The sequence below is a fragment of the Vibrio sp. E150_018 genome, from assembly GCF_053544035.1.
The window spans coordinates 263681-284208 of sequence record NZ_JBHGNY010000002.1 but is presented as its reverse complement, the minus strand read 5'-3'; the positions used below and the strand labels follow the sequence as shown (position 1 = coordinate 284208).

At 41.8% G+C, this 20528-nt stretch carries 17 protein-coding genes; 1 reads left to right on the top strand and 16 read right to left on the bottom strand.

Annotated elements, in window-relative coordinates; translation table 11 throughout:
• Positions 1–19: 19 nt before the first annotated feature.
• The 9 genes from truD to rlmD form a co-directional block, all read right to left on the bottom strand.
• Positions 20–1075 carry a tRNA pseudouridine(13) synthase TruD gene (gene truD / locus ACE3G9_RS04010; RefSeq protein ID WP_449218523.1) on the bottom strand — a complete coding sequence of 352 codons (1056 nt, stop codon included), beginning with the start codon at positions 1073–1075 and terminating at the stop codon, positions 20–22.
• Between the two features lie 28 nt (positions 1076–1103).
• Positions 1104–1580 (bottom strand): 2-C-methyl-D-erythritol 2,4-cyclodiphosphate synthase, encoded by a 477-nt coding sequence (ispF, locus tag ACE3G9_RS04005; RefSeq protein WP_449218522.1) that lies wholly within the window; start codon positions 1578–1580, stop codon positions 1104–1106.
• A gap of 15 nt (positions 1581–1595) precedes the next feature.
• Positions 1596–2312 carry a 2-C-methyl-D-erythritol 4-phosphate cytidylyltransferase gene (ispD, locus tag ACE3G9_RS04000; protein WP_449218521.1) on the bottom strand — a complete coding sequence of 239 codons (717 nt, stop codon included), beginning with the start codon at positions 2310–2312 and terminating at the stop codon, positions 1596–1598.
• 2 nt (positions 2313–2314) lie between these two features.
• Positions 2315–2626 (bottom strand): cell division protein FtsB, encoded by a 312-nt coding sequence (gene ftsB, locus ACE3G9_RS03995; protein WP_417881297.1) that lies wholly within the window; start codon positions 2624–2626, stop codon positions 2315–2317.
• A gap of 281 nt (positions 2627–2907) precedes the next feature.
• Entirely contained in the window at positions 2908–4206 is a 1299-nt protein-coding gene (gene eno / locus ACE3G9_RS03990; RefSeq protein WP_449218520.1) for a phosphopyruvate hydratase, read from the bottom strand.
• Between the two features lie 148 nt (positions 4207–4354).
• Positions 4355–5992 carry a CTP synthase gene (locus ACE3G9_RS03985; RefSeq protein ID WP_417881246.1) on the bottom strand — a complete coding sequence of 546 codons (1638 nt, stop codon included), beginning with the start codon at positions 5990–5992 and terminating at the stop codon, positions 4355–4357.
• Between the two features lie 214 nt (positions 5993–6206).
• On the bottom strand, positions 6207–7007 hold the full coding sequence (gene mazG, locus ACE3G9_RS03980) for a nucleoside triphosphate pyrophosphohydrolase (RefSeq protein ID WP_417881247.1): 801 nt from the start codon (positions 7005–7007) through the stop codon (positions 6207–6209).
• Positions 7008–7102: 95 nt separating this feature from the next.
• Positions 7103–9319 (bottom strand): GTP diphosphokinase, encoded by a 2217-nt coding sequence (relA, locus tag ACE3G9_RS03975; protein WP_417881248.1) that lies wholly within the window; start codon positions 9317–9319, stop codon positions 7103–7105.
• Between the two features lie 116 nt (positions 9320–9435).
• Entirely contained in the window at positions 9436–10815 is a 1380-nt protein-coding gene (gene rlmD, locus ACE3G9_RS03970; protein ID WP_449218519.1) for a 23S rRNA (uracil(1939)-C(5))-methyltransferase RlmD, read from the bottom strand.
• Positions 10816–11007: 192 nt separating this feature from the next.
• Between rlmD and barA the strand changes: the two genes are divergently transcribed.
• Positions 11008–13803: a two-component sensor histidine kinase BarA gene (gene barA, locus ACE3G9_RS03965; protein ID WP_417881250.1), complete on the top strand. Its 2796-nt coding sequence runs from the start codon at positions 11008–11010 to the stop codon at positions 13801–13803.
• Between the two features lie 109 nt (positions 13804–13912).
• Here the strand turns inward: barA and acpS are convergent, their stop codons facing one another.
• From acpS to lepA, 7 genes are all read right to left on the bottom strand, one after another.
• Complete coding sequence (gene acpS / locus ACE3G9_RS03960) at positions 13913–14293, bottom strand: holo-ACP synthase (RefSeq protein WP_417881251.1); 381 nt, start codon at positions 14291–14293, stop codon at positions 13913–13915.
• Positions 14293–15027: a pyridoxine 5'-phosphate synthase gene (gene pdxJ, locus ACE3G9_RS03955; RefSeq protein WP_417881252.1), complete on the bottom strand. Its 735-nt coding sequence runs from the start codon at positions 15025–15027 to the stop codon at positions 14293–14295. The genes acpS and pdxJ overlap by 1 nt, the downstream gene beginning before the upstream one ends.
• A 2-nt stretch (positions 15028–15029) precedes the next feature.
• On the bottom strand, positions 15030–15764 hold the full coding sequence (recO, locus tag ACE3G9_RS03950) for a DNA repair protein RecO (RefSeq protein WP_417881253.1): 735 nt from the start codon (positions 15762–15764) through the stop codon (positions 15030–15032).
• Positions 15765–15847: 83 nt separating this feature from the next.
• Positions 15848–16852, bottom strand: coding sequence for a GTPase Era (era, locus tag ACE3G9_RS03945; protein WP_417881254.1), 1005 nt, complete (start codon positions 16850–16852; stop codon positions 15848–15850).
• A complete protein-coding gene (gene rnc, locus ACE3G9_RS03940) occupies positions 16842–17522 on the bottom strand; it encodes a ribonuclease III (RefSeq protein ID WP_417881255.1) in 681 nt (226 codons plus the stop codon). The genes era and rnc overlap by 11 nt, the downstream gene beginning before the upstream one ends.
• Before the next feature lie 10 nt (positions 17523–17532).
• Complete coding sequence (gene lepB, locus ACE3G9_RS03935) at positions 17533–18432, bottom strand: signal peptidase I (protein ID WP_449218518.1); 900 nt, start codon at positions 18430–18432, stop codon at positions 17533–17535.
• Positions 18433–18593: 161 nt separating this feature from the next.
• Positions 18594–20387 (bottom strand): translation elongation factor 4, encoded by a 1794-nt coding sequence (lepA, locus tag ACE3G9_RS03930; protein ID WP_449218517.1) that lies wholly within the window; start codon positions 20385–20387, stop codon positions 18594–18596.
• Between the last annotated feature and the right edge of the window lie 141 nt (positions 20388–20528).

The window sequence follows — 20528 nt, the reverse complement described above, 5'->3', positions numbered from 1 at the left end:
TTCCTTGTTGAACCTGACACTAGTCTGCGTAAACGCGCTCTACTTCAACCGCATCAGCAACTTCTCTTAAAATCGAGGTAGCAAAGCATCCTGCTGGTAGAGAAAACGACACCACAACATCACAGCCATCAACTTGCCAATTCATGTTATCAGCTTTTAATCCCACCACACGACGATCATGACGCATACGATTACCACGGATAAGCTTCATCAAATCTTCTTCGGCATCTAGAAATTGATTTTCAAGTTGTTGTGCTAAGCCTTGAGTTGGAAGTGCATTATCTCCCGCTAATGCTGAAGTTAAAAATACGCTGCCTTGTTCAAGTTGAGATTGTAGTGATTCTAGCGTATCGGCTTCTATGGTCAGTAATTCGCCTTGAGCATTTTGAACTAAATCGCCTTCAACCAGTTGGTTAAACAAGCCATTTTCAATTCGATGGGACAAAATATGATTGAAGATCCAAGAACGTGCGGTCGACAGATACATGCTGCGCTTATTTTGATTGCGAGTGCGCACATTATCACGCCCCCAACGACGAGCTTCCGCCAAGTTATTACCATCACGACCAAAACGTTGTGAACCATAGTAGTTTGGCACGCCGCTTTGTTTAATTTTTTCCAGACGCTCAATCACATCATTAATATCCGTCACATCAACCAGACGAATCACGAACTGATTACCGACTAAATCACCCGGGCGCAGTTTTTTATTATGACGAGCGGTCTCAAGCACTTTAATACTTGGGTACTGTTGCTCTAAAGCTTTAGTATCAAAACTCATATCCGGCTTTGGTAAGTGAACGCTTAACCATTGTTCAGTCACGGCATGGCGATCTTTTAAACCTGCCCAGCCGACATTTTTCGATGGCACGCCGCACAATCTCGCGATTTCATTGGCAACGAAGGTCGTGTTTTCACCTTGCTTACGAATTCGCACCATCAAGTGTTCGCCATCACCAGAAAATTCAAAACCAAGATCTTCAATAACTTGAAAATCCTCCGCTTTAGATTTCAGTTTGGCTTGAGCTACAGGTTTACCCAGTAAGTATGCAAATAGCGCTAGAATATCAGTCATGAATTAAGATCTTTTTTATTTATAAAATTTATTGGCGAACGATTAACGCAACCGCTTCGCATGCAATGCCTTCTTTACGACCGATAAAACCCAATTTTTCGGTAGTGGTCGCTTTGACATTAATATTATCAATATCAGTTTCTAAATCAGCGGCGATGGCTTCGCGCATGCTTTGAATAAATGGCAGCATTTTCGGTGCTTGAGCGATGATAGTGACATCTGCATTGCCCAATACATAACCTTTCTGTTTAACAAAATGATACACTTCGCGTAGTAAAGATCGGCTATCTGCGCCTTTCCATTTATCGTCGGTATCTGGAAAATGCTTACCGATATCTCCAGCCGCAATCGCCCCTAGTAAAGCATCGGTTAGTGCATGTAGCGCAACATCGCCATCAGAGTGAGCAATTAAACCTTGTTCATAAGGAATGGCGACACCACCAATGATAACTGGGCCTTCACCACCAAATTTATGCACGTCAAAACCATGACCGATTCGAATCATTACATTACCTATTATTTATTTACGCTGAGATAGGAAAAATTCCGCTAGGGCCAAATCTTCAGGCTGGGTGACTTTAAGGTTATCGGAGCGACCTTGAACCAATAAAGGTTGGTAACCTGACAGCTCCATCGCGGAGGCTTCATCAGTAATAACCTTTTGATTGATTAATCCATCGACTAAAGCTGATTTTAGTTCAATCAGTGGAAAAAGCTGCGGTGTTAATGCGTGCCATAATTGATTACGATCGACGGTTTGATCAATGGTATTCAAGCCATTTTGCACACAAGAACGTTTCATCGTGTCACGTACTGGCGCGGCTAAAGTGCCACCGCGGTGCGCTTGCCGGCACTGATTAATTAATTTGTTGATATCGTCATGAGTTAAGCAAGGACGCGCTGCATCATGCACCATGACCCATGAATATTGGTCGACATGATTTTGAGATAGATATTCCAACCCGGAAAGTACGGAATCAACACGCTCTTCCCCACCAGCGACTCGGATAACATTGTCAGCTTTAGCTAAGCCAAGATCTGAGAAATATTCATCGCCGTCGCTCACCGCAATCACCACCAATTCGATTTGCGGATGTGATAATAAGTTTTCGACCGTATGTTCAAGAATGGTTTTATCATGTAAAAATAAGTACTGCTTAGGATGGTTGGTTTGCATACGTTTACCAACCCCGGCAGCTGGTACGACGACAGCAAACTGCTGTGGAAAGTCAGTCATGCTTAATTATCATCAGAGTTAAACGTGGTATTGGCTTCTGAATCATCACCAATAATTCGATAAAAAGTTTCACCATCTTTGATCATACCCAATTCATGACGAGCACGCTCTTCAATCGCATCTAGCCCTTGGCGTAAATCATCAATTTCGGCAAACATCAGGTGATTGCGCTTTTTCAAACTATTATTCACCTCTTGTTGCACTGCAATATCAGAATGAACCGCTTGGTAATCAAGAACGCCGTTCTTACCAAAAAATAAGTCATACTGCAGAATAACCAAGATGGCAATCAGTACTAAAGTAAATATCCGCATCATCTACTCGCTATAAAATTCTTACGCTAATGATACCTCATTCGAAGAATTGAAGCATAATAATACAGGTGAAAAGTTGGAAAGAAGATGAGAGCCGTAGTTCGTATCTCGGGCGCTACGCTGCTTGTTTCTCGGAAAAGCCAAAGCGATACTTTCGAGCCATGAGAAGTGAAACGGCCGAGTCCCGAGTAACGTTTCTGTCTTTTCCATTTCCGTAAACAAAAAAAATCCCCGCCGAAGCGAGGATTTCAAAGTATCAATCAAACTAATTCAATGATGAATTATTGACCTTTAACTTCTTTAAGACCGTTGAAAGGAGCTTTAGCACCTAGAGCTTCTTCGATACGGATAAGTTGGTTGTACTTAGCAACACGGTCAGAACGGCTCATAGAACCCGTTTTGATTTGGCCTGCAGCAGTACCTACCGCTAGGTCAGCGATAGTTGCATCTTCAGTTTCGCCAGAACGGTGAGAGATTACAGCTGTGTAACCTGCATCTTTAGCCATCTTGATTGCAGCTAGAGTCTCAGTTAGAGAACCGATTTGGTTGAATTTGATAAGGATAGAGTTAGCAACACCCATTTCGATACCTTTAGCAAGGATCTTAGTGTTAGTTACGAACAGGTCATCACCTACTAGTTGAAGTTTGTCACCTAGTAGTTCAGTTTGGTGCTTAAAGCCATCCCAATCTGATTCGTCAAGACCATCTTCGATAGAAACGATTGGGTATTGGTTAGCTAGGTCAGCTAGGTAGTGGTTGAACTCTTCAGAAGTGAAGATTTTACCTTCACCTTTCATGTTGTAGTTGCCCGCTTCTTTGTCGTAGAACTCAGATGCAGCACAGTCCATCGCTAGAGTAACGTCTTTACCAAGAACGTAGCCAGCTTGCTCAACCGCTTCTTTGATTGCAGCGAGTGCAGCAGCGTTTGATTCTAGGTTAGGAGCAAAACCACCTTCATCACCAACGGCAGTGCTTAGGCCTTTAGCTTTAAGTACTTTAGCTAGGTTGTGGAATACTTCTGCGCCGATACGTAGAGCTTCTTTGATTGTTTTCGCGCCAACTGGTTGAATCATGAATTCTTGGATATCAACGTTGTTGTCTGCGTGCTCACCACCGTTGATGATATTCATCATTGGTAGAGGCATAGAGAATACACCTGGAGTGCCGTTTAGTTCAGCGATGTGCTCAAATAAAGGCATGCCTTTTGATGCAGCAGCCGCTTTTGCGTTTGCTAGAGAAACAGCAAGAATGGCGTTTGCACCAAAGTTAGATTTGTTTTCAGTGCCGTCTAAATCGATCATTACTTGGTCGATTGTAGCTTGGTCTTTAGCGTCTTTGCCTACTAGAGCAGACGCGATTGGGCCGTTCACTGCTTCAATAGCTTTAAGAACACCTTTACCTAGGAAACGTGATTTGTCACCGTCACGTAATTCAAGCGCTTCACGAGAACCAGTTGATGCGCCAGATGGAGCAGCAGCCATACCTACAAAGCCACCTTCTAGGTGTACTTCCGCTTCTACTGTTGGGTTACCACGTGAATCGATGATTTCGCGACCTAGAACTTTAACGATCTTAGACATTGATGTTTCCTCTCGTTCAATTTAAATATAAATGTCAATTTAATGGGTAGTCGCGCAATTAAAGCCACTACCCGTATCCCTTTTACATCTTACTTTCAAATTATTTCCAATTAGACCTTTAGCTAATTAGATTCGTTGCCAAAGGCAATTATTCAAATTCACCGCGTTGGTTTTGACCAGCCGCTTTTACAAAACCTGCAAATAATGGATGACCATCACGAGGAGTTGATGTGAATTCAGGGTGGAACTGAGCAGCGACAAACCACGGGTGGTTCGGGTTTTCAACTACTTCCACTAATTTCTTATCAGCAGAAAGACCAGAGACTTTCAGACCTGCTTTCTCAATTTGAGGACGCAAGTTATTGTTCACTTCGTAACGGTGACGGTGACGCTCATGAATTTGAGCATTACCGTACAATTCGTACGCTTTCGTGCCTTTTTCTAGGTGACAAAGTTGAGAACCAAGGCGCATCGTGCCACCTAAATCTGATGCTTCAGTACGTTCTTCAACATTACCTTCTTTGTCTACCCATTCAGTGATTAAGCCAACCACAGGGAATTTCGTTTCTTTGTTAAACTCAGTTGAGTGTGCACCTTCCATACCCGCAACATTACGCGCATATTCAATAAGTGCCACTTGCATACCTAAGCAAATACCTAAATATGGAATTTTGTTTTCACGAGCATACTGAGCGGCAAGAATTTTACCTTCAACACCACGGTCACCAAAGCCACCAGGAACTAAAATCGCATCGATGCCTTCAAGTAACTCAACACCTTTAGATTCAAGATCTTGAGAATCAATATACTTAATGTTAACACTTAGACGATTTTTCAAGCCTGCATGTTTTAATGCCTCGTTAACCGATTTGTATGCATCTGGTAATTCAGTGTATTTACCAACCATACCGATAGTCACTTCACCGGTTGGATTTGCTTCTTCGTAAATCACTTGTTCCCATTCGGTCAAGTCGGCTTCAGGAGCACTAATACCAAAACGAGTACACACTAAGTCATCTAAGCCTTGCGCACGAATCAGTTGTGGGATCTTATAAATAGAATCCACATCTTTCATTGAGATCACGGCTTTTTCTTGCACATTACAGAATAGTGCAATTTTCTTACGTTCGTTAGCCGGAATGATACGATCACTACGACAAACTAAAATATCTGGTTGAATACCAATAGAAAGTAATTCTTTTACAGAGTGCTGGGTTGGCTTAGTTTTCACTTCACCTGCTGCTGCAAGGTAAGGAACTAAAGTTAAGTGCATGAATAATGCATTCTCACGACCAACTTCAACTGCTAACTGACGAATGGCTTCCATAAATGGTAGAGACTCAATATCACCTACCGTACCACCAATTTCAACGATCGCGATATCGTGACCTTCAGAGCCAGCAATAATGCGGTCTTTGATTGAATTTGTGATATGAGGAATAACCTGAATGGTTGCACCTAGATAGTCACCGCGACGTTCTTTACGTAGAACATCTTCGTAAACACGACCTGCCGTAAAGTTATTACGTTTACTCATCTTGGTACGAATAAAGCGTTCGTAGTGACCAAGATCGAGATCGGTTTCAGCGCCATCTTCAGTAACGAATACTTCACCATGTTGAATCGGGCTCATTGTGCCTGGATCCACGTTGATGTATGGATCTAGTTTCATCATGGTCACTTTAAGACCACGAGCTTCTAAAATCGCTGCAAGTGATGCTGCTGCAATACCTTTACCTAGAGAGGATACGACCCCACCAGTAACAAAAATGTAATTTGTCGTCATGCTTAACCTGAAATTGGTTGAATGAGGGAAATGGATTTCTTCTGGACGGGATGAAAATATACCAGAACCCCTTTTCCGCTACAACGTGAAATCTATCACACTCGATTAATTTATTTCTTGCTTCAAATCAATTTAGCTATCTCCGCAAGGGAAGCCTCGTATTACAGATAAATAATCTCTATATAAAACAATTAATAAGCATAAAAAGTATTGGTTATATTCTTTTTTCTGCTAATTTTACATTTTCCCACTGAATATCAAGTTCTTGTAAAGAGCAATCCATCAATTCTTTACCTTGTCCATAGATAATAGATTCTACCCCACGAAAACGGCGCTCAAATTTATGGTTTGCTTTAGCCAAAGCCACTTCAGGGTCTTTGCCTAGATGCCTAACTAAATTGACCGTCGCAAACATTAAGTCGCCAAGCTCTTCTTCAATGCGCAGCTCATTTTTATCAACTTGTAAGGCTTCTTCCATGACCTCATCGATTTCCTCGTGAACCTTATCAACGACAGGACCTAAGGTGCCCCAATCAAAGCCGTATTTAGCGCATTTTTGCTGTAATTTATTAGCTCGTGATAAAGCTGGTAATGCTTTTGGTATAGAGTCTAGAATACTTTCCTCTACTTTGCCTTGCTGTAATTTTTCGTTTTGCTTCTCTTGTTCCCAACGCGCATTCAGTTCATCTTCTGTCTCAATATTTTCATCTGCAAAAACATGAGGATGGCGACGTATGAGTTTCTCGTTCACCCCTTTCACCACATCTTCGAAATCAAATAGTTGTTGCTCGCTGGCCAACTGACTGTAGAAAATCACTTGAAACAACAAGTCACCTAGCTCTTCTTGTAGGTTTTTCCAATCTTGATTGAGGATCGCATCCGCCACTTCATAAGTTTCTTCGATGGTGTGAGGCACAATAGAATCAAAAGTTTGCTTTTTATCCCAAGGACAACCATTTTCAGGATCACGTAACTGTTGCATGATGGATTTGAGCTGTTCAATTGGTATTGTCATGACTTTCTCTTTATATTCTTTCTAGTAACAGTGAGATTCAGATAGTAAAACACCGCTTATAAGATTAAGCGGTGTTGATATTGGCACTGATTCGGTTATTTCAGACGCTTCACTCTTAATACATCTTTGAGCTGTTCAATCCGAGCGATAATCCGCGATAAGATTTCCACATTTTGCACTTCTAAATTAAAATCCATAATCGCTATCTGACGTTTGTAATCAGTACGGCCATTCATACTACTGACTTTCAACTTTTCATTGGCAAACAGTGCGGTAATATCTTTAAGTAGTCCACCGCGCTCTAGAGCTTCAATTCGAATCGTCAGAATGTACAAGCCAGTAAAGCCGCTTCCCCATACAGTTTCAATGATACGTTCTGGTGCATGATGCTTTAATTCTTCAAGTTGTTCACAGTCGCTACGATGCACTGAAATGCCTCGACCTTGAGTGATATAACCACAAATTTCATCACCAGGAATAGGCTGACAACAGCGAGCCAAGTGGTTCATAAGGTTATCGACCCCTTGTACCACCACCGCATCTTTACGAGGGCGGTTTTGTTGCGACACTTGTGATTCTTGCAGTTTGGCCAGTGCTTGCTGATCTTCTTCTTCGGCGGTTGGCTTGTTCACCAAGGCATTAATGTGATTGATAACTTGATTAATGCGTAAATCGCCACTGCCAACTCCAGCATATAGCTCATCAGGCGTATTCACGTTAAAACGTTTTAACGCGTACTGTTGCGCATCTTTTAGCGTCGCGCCAATTTTTTGCAGTTCCACCTCCAGGATATCTTTACCTGCTTCAAGGTTCTTCTCACGGCTTTGCTTTCTAAACCAAGCGTTAATTTTGGCGCGAGCACGGCCTGAATGGACAAATCCTAAATTAGGATTGAGCCAATCACGAGATGGATTCGGCTCTTTTTGAGTAATAATCTCAACTTGATCGCCCATCGCCAGTTTATGAGTAAACGGTACTATGCGTCCGCCTACTTTTGCACCAATACAACGATGACCGACTTCAGAGTGTATATGGTAGGCAAAATCCAGTGGCGTTGCGCCCATCGGTAGATCAACCACATCGCCGCGCGGTGTAAAGGCATACACACGGTCATCAAATACTTGGCTGCGTAGTTCATCTAGCATTTCGCCAGAATCCGCCATTTCTTCTTGCCAATCAATCAGCTTACGTAGCCAGGTGATCTTTTCATCGTAACCACTGCGGCCAGCCGAACTCCCTTCTTTATATTTCCAGTGCGCGGCAACCCCAAGCTCGGAATCTTCATGCATTTGCTTGGTACGAATTTGGATCTCAATAGTTTTGCCTTCAGGGCCAAGTACCACGGTATGAATCGATTGATATCCATTAGGTTTAGGATTAGCAACGTAATCGTCAAACTCACTAGGTAGGTGCTTATATTTAGTGTGTACCATGCCTAGGGCGGCGTAACAGTCTTGCAATTGATCGGCAATAATCCTCACCGCTCGCACGTCGAACAATTCATCAAATGCGAGATTCTTTTTCTGCATTTTTCGCCAAATACTATAAATGTGTTTTGGCCGGCCACTGACCTCAGCATTAATATTGGCCACTTTCATGTCTTTGGATAAATTGGTCACAAAATCATGAATATATTGCTCTCGAACGATTCGACGCTCAGACAACTGTTTGGCAATTTTTTTATAAATGTCAGATTGCTGATAACGAAAGGCGTAATCTTCAATTTCCCATTTAAGCTGACCGATACCTAATCGATTTGCCAGAGGAGCATAGATATTGGCACACTCTTTTGCCGCTGCTTGACGAATTTCATCTGGCTCATTTTTCACTTCACGTAAATTACAAATACGCTCAGCAAGTTTTATGACTACGCAGCGAAAATCATCGACCATCGCCAATAGCATACGGCGTACGTTATCCACTTGCTCTGAAGCTTCTGAGTCATCAAGACTAACGTTTAGCTGACCAATCGCGGCCATTTCTTCTACGCCATCAATCAGCTTTACGATTTCTTTGCCATACTTTTCAACTAAGGCTTCACGTTCAAATAATCCTGCCGTCACGATAGGAAAAAGCTGCGCAGCTAATAAAGTTGGTCGATCCATCGACAAGGTGATCAAAATTTCAATCATCTCTCGACCACGCCATAGTAGTAATGATTGCTCTGGATGATCTTTTAGTAAGCTTTCACACGCTTGATAGACTTGCGTCAATTTATTGCTAGTCTTGCCGTCTTGATTCAAGCTTGCAATCCAAGATTCCAGTTCAAACTCTTCGTTCTTGTTCAAATGTGCGCTTCTAACTGCGACCATTACACTATCCTGTTTATCTAATCTTTAAAGGTGATGCTAATGCATATCCGACAAAATATAGAGACTTTCTTCGTTCACTCATAAAGCCCCTTTTTCTTACTTATAAAAAATAGCTATTAAAATAATTTCAGTTTCGTCGGCTTTTTATTCTTAAGATTATTCTTATCTACTTTTTTGGCGACTTTTTCAAACAGCGCCATTGATTCTAAATGACTGGTATGTGGGAACATATCGATCATGCCTAACTTTTTCAGCTGATAACCTTGTTTTTGTAAACTATAGCTATCTCTGGCTAATGTCGCCGGGTTACACGAAACATAAAGCACACTTTTAGCGCCCAACTCCAACATTTTATCAATAATGCCGGATGCTCCTGCTCGGGCCGGATCGAGTAGCACTTTATCAAACGCCTTTTTAGCCCATGATGTTTGAGTGAAGTCTTGTTCTAAATCAGCTTGATAGAACTCTAGGTTATTTAGTTGATTAATTTGGGCGTTGGATCTTGCTCTATCTACCATAGCTTGAATACCTTCAACCCCAACAACCGATTGAGCTTGCTGAGCGAGCGCCAAACTAAAATTACCTAAACCACAGAATAAATCCAGTATGCGATCATTTTTAGTGACCTCTAACCATGAAATCGCCTGAGCAACCATTGCTTGGTTTACTGCTTGGTTTACTTGAATAAAGTCTGTCGGCAGAAAATCAATTTTGTTATCTGTCTCGATGCATTGTAGAGGCTCACCCGTCAAACAGTCTAGTTCACCACTGTTGCCTAACAAGTAAATTGTCACCTCATGTCGCTGAGCAAACGCCAATAAGCTTTGTTGTTCTTGTTCGGTTAATGACGCGGTGTGGCGTAATAACAAGGCTTTACGCTGTCCATCAAACACCACTTCAACATGCCCTAGCGATCTTGGGTTATCAAAGGCTTGCAGCATGGATTTTATTTCAGGCAGCAGTTCGTTTAATACAGGCTCTAAAACCGGACAATCCGTGACGTTTGCAATTTGTTTACTGGCTTTTTGTCTAAAGCCAAATTGTAATTGTTGCTGCTTACTATCAAACAGCATACTAATGCGTGCTCGGCGTCGATAACCCGTGCTCTTGGAACGGATAGTCTCCCCCATAACAAGATTAGGTTGACCGAATTTTGCCATTAAATGATGTAATGATGTGGCCTTATGCGTAATTTGATCATCATGATCCAAATGCTGCATATTACATCCACCACAAATTTTATAATGTGGACAAAAAGGCTCAACTCGCTGACTACTCGCCTGTTGTATGTTGATAATTTTTGCGCGTGAATATTTACTTTTCTCTTCAATTAGTTGAACCAGCACCTTTTCTTTTGGCAGTACACCTTCCACAAACATAGGTTTATTATTGTAATACGCAATACCGGCACCTTGATGATCGAGCTTATCAATAGTCACTGTTTGATGTTTTTGATTATTGGTTGTATTTTTCTTGGCTTGGTAAAAATTGACCATTGGTGCAAAGTATCCATAAATATATAAAGGTCATCATGCCTTTATCAGTAAATATATTATCGGGCTTAATTCGTGTTTATTCATAACAATGATTGTCGAACTGCGCCTAGTTGATTAAGCTAAGTGCATATTGGCAATAATCAGAGTTATTGCTATTTTCCCATATCCAGACAGGCTTGTAATTAAAGAATCATGACAAGGTATGGCTTGCGCGCCCGCGTAATTACATTAACGTTAGCACCGACGTTGATCATTGGCTTATTATTAAGCATATTTTTCACTTTAAATCGCTATAACGATCTTGAGACTCAGCTTATCACGTCTGGGACAGATATTATCGAGCCTTTAGCTATCGCTAGTGAATACGGCATGACTCAACAAAGCCGTGAGGCAGTACGCCGACTGATCAGCTATGCCCATCGTAAGCACTCTGATATTGTGCGTAGTATTGCGGTATTTGATATCCATCACGAACTATTCGTAACCTCGAATTTTCACCCTAATTTTCAGTCTCTCACTTTTGATAAAAGCAAACCGATCCCGCTGCTTAGCTCGATCACTCAATCTAAATCCAATCCGAATTTAATGATATTACGCTCACCTATCTTAGCTGAAGGTCAATTTACCACCCCAAGTGGTAAAGATATTTCACCCAACCAAGCTTTAGGTTATATCGCAATGGAACTCGATTTATCGTCATTGCGCTTACAGCAATATCAAGAAATTTTTTCAGCTTTAATCGTATTACTACTAGGTATGGGACTGTCGGGATTTTTTGCTTATCGACTCATGCGCGATGTTACCTTACCCATTTCCCACATGGTAAGCGTGGTTGACCGAATTCGTCGTGGTCATCTCAATGTACGAATTGAAGGCAAACTGCATGGTGAACTCGATACTTTAAAAAGTGGTATCAATGCCATGGCGATATCGCTGTCAGAATATCATGTTGAAATGCAACATAGTATTGACCAAGCCACCTCAGATTTACGTGAAACACTAGAGCAGCTAGAAATTCAAAACATTGAGCTTGATATTGCCAAGAAACGCGCCCAAGAAGCGGCCAGAGTGAAATCTGAATTCTTAGCCAATATGTCACACGAATTACGTACTCCATTAAATGGTGTGATTGGCTTTGCCAGACAAATGCTTAAAACTGATCTCACCGCAAACCAAATTGACTACCTACAAACGATTGAACGCTCTGCCCAAAACTTACTCTCTATCATCAATGACATCTTAGACTTTTCTAAATTAGAAGCAGGTAAGTTACTATTAGAAAACATTCCTTTCGATTTGCAAGAAACCTTAGATGAAGTAGTCAGTTTACAAGCCACCAGCGCTCATGAAAAAGGCTTAGAAATCACCTTGAATATTGATCCTAATATTCCTCAAGGCATGGTTGGCGACCCATTACGCATTCAACAAGTACTTACTAACCTAGTGGGTAATGCGATAAAATTCACTGAACGTGGCAACATAGATATTGTTGCCGAGTTACGCTCAAGCCAAGATAAAAATGTCGAAGTACAATTCATGGTGCGTGACACTGGTATTGGTATTTCAGAACGTCAGCAAGCACAGTTATTCCAAGCATTCAGCCAAGCTGATGCCAGCATTTCACGCCGTTATGGTGGTACTGGTTTAGGGTTAGTCATTACTCAAAATCTGGTGAGTCAGATGGGAGGGGAAATCAGCTTAACCAGTCGCTTACACCAAGGTTCAACATTTTGGTTTAGTGTTACTTTCCAAGCCACAAATATGCCTATTGCACCACAGATTGATATTTCTTCGCTACAAGGTAAGTCGGTTCTGTTAGTTGAATCGAACATGCCTTCTGCAGCAATTATTGAGCAGCAATTAACTCGCGCTGGCATGAAGGTTACTTATCAAGCGCAATTAGCAGATAACCCCGATAGATTTGATATTGTATTACTCAACTTACCAACAAATATCCAACACGACCAAAGTCACTTATTTTCGATGATCCAGCAAGGGTTAACCCTATCGCCACAACTAATCCTTGGACTACCAAGTACGGAATTAGCATTAGCTGAAAACTTAATCAAGCTCTACCCAATTCAATGTATCGCAAAACCAATCGTGCGCCGTAAGCTGATTCAACTTATGCTGCCAAACCAAGCAAAATCAACTTTATTGGCAGCGCCTCAACCACTAACAGCAGCCTTACCTCTTAAGGTGATGGCGGTCGATGATAACCCAGCAAACTTAAAACTAATCTGCGCTTTACTCGAAGAACAAGTAGAAGAGATTGTTACTTGTAGTAGCGGTTCACAGGCGGTTGAGCAAGCACAATTACAGAAGTTTGATGTAATATTGATGGATATCCAAATGCCAGATATGGATGGCGTAACCGCTTGTCAAAATATCAAAAAGACCGAGTTCAACCATCAAACTCCAGTGATAGCGGTCACCGCTCATGCGATTGACGGTGAAAGAGAACGTTTATTGCAAGCCGGCATGGATGACTACCTGTCTAAACCGATTGAAGAGCATGTACTGCATCAAGCGCTGGTCCATTGGAACCCTTATGCAGAGCAAGGCACCATTGAAAAGCTGGATTTAAAAGAAAACCAACTAGATAGCATCCCAACCGTCTCTACTAGTCAGCAGACAACGGTTTCTAGTATTGACTGGTCTACCGCCTTAAAACAAGCGGCTAACAAAGAAGCATTAGCCAAGGATATGCTGCAAATGTTAATTGAGTTTTTACCAGAAGTTGATCAATCGATAGAAAGAGCATTGATAGAACCCAATGAACAACAAAACCAACTACTTACCACCATACACAAACTACATGGCAGCTGCGCTTATAGTGGCATGCCTAAGCTACAAACACTTTGTGCAACCATTGAAACCGCGTTAAGAGCTGAACAAGATATCGCTGAAATAGAACCTGAGTTATTTGAGTTGCAAGATGAAATGGAAAAAGTAAAAGAAGATTCGAAGCAGTATCTTGTTGGATAAAGGTTAATACCCAACAATAAAAAAACCGAGCTCACTTCACAGTGCACAGTTCGGTTTTTATTATTTAATCTATAGCTCTAGGTAAATTGACTACTCGATAAATTAGCTACTAGGACTCTAAAATCACCGTCGCCATAGCGTAACGTTTTTCATCGGAAATCGATAAATGGATCTGGCTAACACCTTGCGCTTGAGCAATTTCTTTTGCTTTGCCATGCAGCGTTAACATTGGCTTACCCAATTCATCATTTTCAATTTCAAAATGTTGAAAACTCACACCACAAGCAATGCCAGTACCGAGTGCTTTAGATGCTGCTTCTTTGGCAGCAAAGCGTTTTGCTAAATAACGGCCTTGTTGCTTTAAACCATGAAAAATAGCCAGCTCAGTCGGATGAAGAACTCGCTCAGCAAAAGCTTGTCCAGAACGCTGCAAGCTTTTGTCGATACGTTCTATATCGGCAATATCAGTGCCTAATCCAACAATAGCCATTATCCACGACGCGCTTGCTGCATAATTGCTTTCATATCCGCAACCGCTTTATCCAAACCATCAAACAAAGCTCGGCCAATGATCGAGTGGCCAATATTTAATTCATAAATTTCAGGTAACGCAGCAATTGGCGCTACGTTATGATAAGTCAAACCATGACCAGCATTGACTTTAATGCCAATACTGTGTGCATAAGTAGCCCCCGTGGCAATACGTTTTAATTCAACTTGTTGATCGGCATCTGATTCAGCATCGGCATAATGCCCTGTATGTAGTTCGATATAAGGCGCACCACACGCTTTAGCTGCATCAATTTGATCGCGGGAAGCATCGATAAACAATGATACTTTAATACCTGCTTCAGTTAATTTTTGCGTTGCTGCTTTCACTTTGTCTAACTGGCCGGCGACATCCAAACCACCTTCAGTGGTTAACTCTTCCCGTTTTTCTGGCACTAAACATACATATTCAGGTTTAGTTTGAATCGCAATTTCAACCATTTCATCGGTAACCGCCATTTCAAGGTTCATACGAGTTTGAATTGTTTCACTTAAAATACGCACATCGCGATCTTTAATATGGCGGCGATCTTCACGTAGATGAACCGTAATTCCATTAGCACCTGCACGCTCTGCAATTTCTGCCGCATGCACAGGATCGGGATACTTAGTGCCACGGGCATTTCTGACGGTTGCGATGTGGTCAATATTGACACCCAAATAAATATCACTCATGGTTAACTCCTTGTCTTCGGGATGACTTTGTGCGGTGACAGTGCCATAAATAGCTCCCGACTTTTTAAAGGTTTACTGCCAAGGTACGGCTTTAATGCCATTCGAGTAAAACGCTTAGCAGCTTGTAATTGTTGTTTGGTTAGAAAACGGCGCTCACTGATCGCAATCAATTCATCCCCAAGAAAGGTTAAGTTATCCTTTCTTAGGCTCGCAATAAAGCCTTTTTGTTCTCGGTAACGGTAAGTCATGTTTTCAGACACAGGTTCGCCACTGCCGGCACAATGCAAGAAATCCACTCCATAGCCTAATGAAGACAGCAAGGCCAACTCAAAACGACGTAAAGCAGGTTCAGGGTTATCAGCTTGTGCCAATTCCGTCAAAGAAGCGAGATAATCATGAAATAATTCGGGATAGGCGGTTTCGCTTTCAATTACTCGACTAATCAATTCGTTGATGTACATCGCCGAATAAAGATTAATACCATTGAGAGGAATACCTAAACTGATCGGTTCGGCTTGCCTAAGCGTACGCATCGAGCCTTTACCAAACCATTTAAGTAATAGCGGTGTGAATGGTTGTAACACCCCTTTTAAATTAGAACGTTTACTACGAGCACCTTTGGCTAAAATGCTGACGCGACCGTACTCTTCACTAAACACATCTAAGATGAGACTCGTTTCAGTATAAGGACGGCGATGTAGGATAAAACAGCGTTGAAGTCCTAAAGCGTCAGACATAATTTTTCCGTAGCTTGAATCTCGAATGCTCGTTTCTCGAAGTTAGCATATCGAGAAACGAGTCTCGAGATTCCGATTAACGATTATAAATCATCAATATAGCCAAGAGAACGTAGGGCACGCTCATCATCAGCCCAACCAGATTTTACTTTCACCCAAGTTTCTAGATAAACTTTACGTTCAAATAACCCTTCCATATCTAAGCGTGCTTCACGGCCGATGGTTTTTATTTTCTCACCACCTTTACCGATCACCATTTTCTTCTGGCCTGTACGTTCAACCAAGATCAAGGCATTGATATGAAAACCATCAGTTTCTGGGTTGTAGTCGAAACGTTCAATTTCAACCGTCACTGAATAAGGCAGTTCTTCACCGGTAAAACGCATCAATTTTTCACGGATGATTTCCGATGCCATAAAGCGTTGTGAACGGTCTGTCACATACTCTTCTGGAAAATGGTGTACCGCTTGTGGTAAAGCTGCACGTACTCGCTCACGAATTGCATCAGTATTGCGGCCTTGTTTCGCTGAAATTGGAATAATATCGACAAAATCCATTTTCTCAGACAAGGTTTGCATGTGTGCCATCACTTCAGTGCGATCTTTTACATTATCGACCTTATTGATCAGTAATATGGTTGGAAAATTAGCAATACGCAACTTATTGAGTACCATTTCATCATCCGCGGTCCACTGAGTACCATCGACTAAGAATAGCACTAAGTTAACATCACTTAATGAGCTATTAGCCGCACGATTCATTAAACGGTTAATCGCGCGCTTTTCTTCGATATGTAATCCCGGTGTATCGACGTAGATAGCCTGATACGCACCTTCAGTATCTACCCCCATGATACGGTGACGGGTCGTCTGAGGTTTACGTGAGGTAATCGAAATCTTCTGACCAAGTAAATGGTTTAGCAGCGTTGATTTACCAACATTAGGGCGACCAACAATCGCGATAAAACCACAATGTTGTTCATTAGGGTCGACATCTTCCGCGGCAACTTGATTTGGCTGCGCTTCACCGGCAAAGTAAGCATCAAGATCGAACTCTTGTTCGTCTTGTGGAGCATTTTTATTTACCATTTACTAAGACTCCTAAAGCTAGCTCTGCAGCAGCTTGCTCCGCTTTGCGTCGGCTAGTACCTTTACCTACAATAGGCTCTGAAACACCAATAATATCGCATGAAACAGTGAATTCTTGGTTGTGAGCTTCACCTTTAATTTTCGCCACAGTATAAACAGGCAATGGTTTACGACGACCTTGCAAAAACTCTTGTAAACGAGTCTTAGGATCTTTTTGTGATACCCCCGGCTGAATTTCATCCAAACGAGTTTGATACCAAGCGAGAACGACTTTACGTACCACTTCAATATCACTATCAAGGTAACATGCACCAATGATAGCTTCGACGGCATCAGCTAGAATAGAATCACGACGGAAGCCGCCACTTTTCAATTCGCCTGGACCTAATTTTAAGTAGTCACCAAGCACAAATTCACGTCCTAGCTCCGCTAAAGTATGACCTCTAACTAAAGTTGCACGCATGCGGCTCATATCCCCTTCGTTAATATTAGGGAAACGATGATATAACTCATCAGCTATAACAAAACTTAAAATTGAATCGCCCAAAAACTCTAAGCGCTCATTGTGTTTGCTGTTCGCACTGCGGTGAGTCAGTGCGAGGTTTAAAAGATTGACATCATTAAATTGATAGCCAATCTTTTTTTGTAATTTAGGAATCTGAGAATTCATACTCTCTCAATTATATTAGTCCGCCGATACGATTAAATCGCACGCCGGAAGGGATCCAAGAAGGTAATACGCTGTCCGCATCACGTTCAAACTCAAAGCTAATCCAAATGGCGGTGGCTTTCCCCACAAAGTTTGCTTCTGGAACAAAGCCCCAGTAGCGACTATCAGCACTGTTATCACGGTTATCACCCATCATAAAGTACTCACCTTCTGGCACGACCCATTCATTGTGATACGGACGAGGCTGGTATGCTTGTACGTTATCGCGACGAACTGGACTGATTAAAATATTATGTTCCACTTCACCAAGCTTTTCTTTCGCTTGAATCAATGGAATGCCATCTTGATAAAATGGACTTTCTTTCGCATCAAACTGTGCCACAGGCTTACAAGTATCAGTGCCGACAGCTTGAACACAAATTTGCTTATCTTCAGTATAGCGGATAGTGTCGCCCGGTAGGCCAACCACACGCTTAATGTAATCGATATTTGGTTGTGGGGGATATTTGAATACCGCAATATCACCACGCTTAGGCTCACCAGTTTCAATCAATTTAGATTGAAATACTGGATCTTTAATACCGTATGAGAATTTTTCTACCAAAATGAAGTCACCAACTAATAACGTTGGCATCATAGAGCCTGATGGAATTTGAAATGGTTCGTAGATAAAGCTACGCAATACCAAAACAAAGGCAATCACTGGGAAAATCGACACGCTATTTTCTACCCACCAAGGTTGCGGGTGAATTTTCGCAGCCGCTTCCTTAGTGAGGGGTTCTGTTGTTTTAGTTTCAACATCAGCAACCGCTTGTTGGCGTTTTTTGCCCCAAACAAACTTTTCTAATACCCAAACCACGCCAGTCACTAATGTCACTAGCACTAAGATTAATGAAAATGTATTCGCCATCCGATTCGGCTTCCCTATGATATAATACTGATTGTACTAATATGTTTACTATAAATAACAAAAGTGAAAAGGCATTATCGCCCTTTCACTTTATATAGTCATTTACCTATGATATAGCCATTTGCTTGTGCTCACGGAAACGAACAACGTCATTACCGTGATTAATCTTTACCTACGTGCAAAATAGCTAAGAACGCTTCTTGCGGTAATTCAACATTACCGATTTGCTTCATGCGTTTCTTACCTTCTTTCTGCTTCTTCAATAGCTTTTTCTTACGGCTCACATCACCACCGTAACATTTCGCGATTACGTTTTTACGCAATTGTTTCACTGTTGAACGGGCAATGATGTGGTTACCAATTGCTGCTTGAATCGCGATATCAAACATTTGGCGAGGAATGAATTCTTTCATCTTCTCAACCAACTGACGACCACGCGTTTGTGATTGGTCTTTATGAGTAATGATCGCTAATGCATCAACGGTGTCGCCGTTAAGTAGTACATCTACACGTACCATGCTTGAGCTTTCATAACGGTGGAAGTTGTAATCAAGTGATGCATAACCACGTGACGTTGACTTCAAGCGGTCAAAGAAATCCAATACCACTTCTGCCATTGGTAAGTCATACGTCAATGCAACTTGATTACCGTGATAAACCATATCAACCTGAGTACCGCGTTTTTCAACACACAGCGTGATTACATTACCTAGGTAGTCTGAAGGTACTAAGATATTACAGCGAGCGATAGGTTCACGAATTTCTTCAATATCATTAATTGCTGGTAGCTTAGCTGGGCTATCAACGTAAATAATATCACCATTGGTCTTTTCTACTTCATACACTACCGTTGGTGCGGTAGTGATCAGATCTAGGTCATATTCACGCTCTAAACGTTCTTGAATAATCTCCATGTGTAGCATACCAAGGAAGCCACAACGGAAACCAAAGCCAAGTGCTGCTGAGCTTTCTGGCTCATAGAATAGTGAAGCATCGTTCAGACTTAATTTGCCTAATGCATCACGGAAATTCTCATAATCATCTGATGATACAGGGAACAAGCCAGCATAAACCTGAGGCTTCACTTTTTGGAAACCTGGTAAACCTTTCTCACAACCGCCTTTAGCATGAGTTAAGGTATCACCAACGGGTGCACCTAAGATATCTTTGATACCACACACTACCCAGCCTACTTCGCCAGTATTTAGCCCATCTGTATCAACTCGCTTAGGCGTGAAAATACCAATGCGATCCACCCCCCAAGTTTGGCCAGTGCTCATCACTTTAATTTTGTCGTTTTTCTTTAGTGAACCATTTTTAATTCGAACCAAAGAAACCACACCTAAGTAGTTATCAAACCATGAATCAATAATCAGTGCTTGTAACGGTGCTTCTGGGTCGCCTTCTGGTGCAGGAATGCATCGAACAATTTCTTCTAAAACTAAATCGACACCGATACCAGTTTTGGCAGAACAGCGAACCGCCTCCATCGCATCAATACCAACGATGTCTTCGATTTCTTCCGCAACACGCTCAGGATCAGCGGCTGGTAAGTCAATTTTATTTAAAATGGGAACCACTTCTAGGTCCATTTCAATCGCGGTATAGCAGTTTGCTAGTGTTTGAGCTTCTACACCTTGACCTGCATCGACAACCAATAATGCACCTTCACACGCAGCTAGAGAGCGAGAAACTTCATAAGAGAAGTCAACGTGTCCTGGGGTATCGATGAAGTTAAGTTGATAAGTTTCACCATCATTAGCTTTATAATCCAATGTCACGCTTTGCGCTTTAATCGTGATACCACGCTCGCGCTCAAGATCCATTGAATCAAGTACTTGAGCTGCCATTTCACGCTCGGTCAGCCCTCCACATACTTGAATTAAGCGATCAGAAAGAGTCGACTTACCGTGGTCGATATGGGCGATAATCGAAAAGTTACGAATGTGCTTCATAGGCTGGAGACAATACTCAAATAAATGGTGGATTGGATATGAAATCCCTTTTACTAGGTCAATTTCATTTTAGTGGCAGCGATTCTACCCAATTTCCTGCTGGGTAGCTATACCCAATATGCTTAGGAAAAAAACAACAAG

Bases quoted from the DNA above. Each gene is read 5' to 3' on its own strand.
- barA (WP_417881250.1), top strand. From the start codon at position 11,008: ATGACAAGGTATGGCTTGCGCGCCCGCGTAATTACATTAACGTTAGCA.
- lepB (WP_449218518.1), bottom strand. From the start codon at position 18,432: ATGGCGAATACATTTTCATTAATCTTAGTGCTAGTGACATTAGTGACT.
- pdxJ (WP_417881252.1), bottom strand. From the start codon at position 15,027: ATGAGTGATATTTATTTGGGTGTCAATATTGACCACATCGCAACCGTC.
- ACE3G9_RS03985 (WP_417881246.1), bottom strand. From the start codon at position 5,992: ATGACGACAAATTACATTTTTGTTACTGGTGGGGTCGTATCCTCTCTA.
- mazG (WP_417881247.1), bottom strand. From the start codon at position 7,007: ATGACAATACCAATTGAACAGCTCAAATCCATCATGCAACAGTTACGT.
- rlmD (WP_449218519.1), bottom strand. From the start codon at position 10,815: ATGGTCAATTTTTACCAAGCCAAGAAAAATACAACCAATAATCAAAAA.
- relA (WP_417881248.1), bottom strand. From the start codon at position 9,319: ATGGTCGCAGTTAGAAGCGCACATTTGAACAAGAACGAAGAGTTTGAA.
- truD (WP_449218523.1), bottom strand. From the start codon at position 1,075: ATGACTGATATTCTAGCGCTATTTGCATACTTACTGGGTAAACCTGTA.
- rnc (WP_417881255.1), bottom strand. From the start codon at position 17,522: ATGAATTCTCAGATTCCTAAATTACAAAAAAAGATTGGCTATCAATTT.
- acpS (WP_417881251.1), bottom strand. From the start codon at position 14,293: ATGGCTATTGTTGGATTAGGCACTGATATTGCCGATATAGAACGTATC.
- eno (WP_449218520.1), bottom strand. From the start codon at position 4,206: ATGTCTAAGATCGTTAAAGTTCTAGGTCGCGAAATCATCGATTCACGT.
- ispF (WP_449218522.1), bottom strand. From the start codon at position 1,580: ATGATTCGAATCGGTCATGGTTTTGACGTGCATAAATTTGGTGGTGAA.
- ispD (WP_449218521.1), bottom strand. From the start codon at position 2,312: ATGACTGACTTTCCACAGCAGTTTGCTGTCGTCGTACCAGCTGCCGGG.
- era (WP_417881254.1), bottom strand. From the start codon at position 16,852: ATGGTAAATAAAAATGCTCCACAAGACGAACAAGAGTTCGATCTTGAT.
- ftsB (WP_417881297.1), bottom strand. From the start codon at position 2,626: ATGCGGATATTTACTTTAGTACTGATTGCCATCTTGGTTATTCTGCAG.
- lepA (WP_449218517.1), bottom strand. From the start codon at position 20,387: ATGAAGCACATTCGTAACTTTTCGATTATCGCCCATATCGACCACGGT.
- recO (WP_417881253.1), bottom strand. From the start codon at position 15,764: ATGTCTGACGCTTTAGGACTTCAACGCTGTTTTATCCTACATCGCCGT.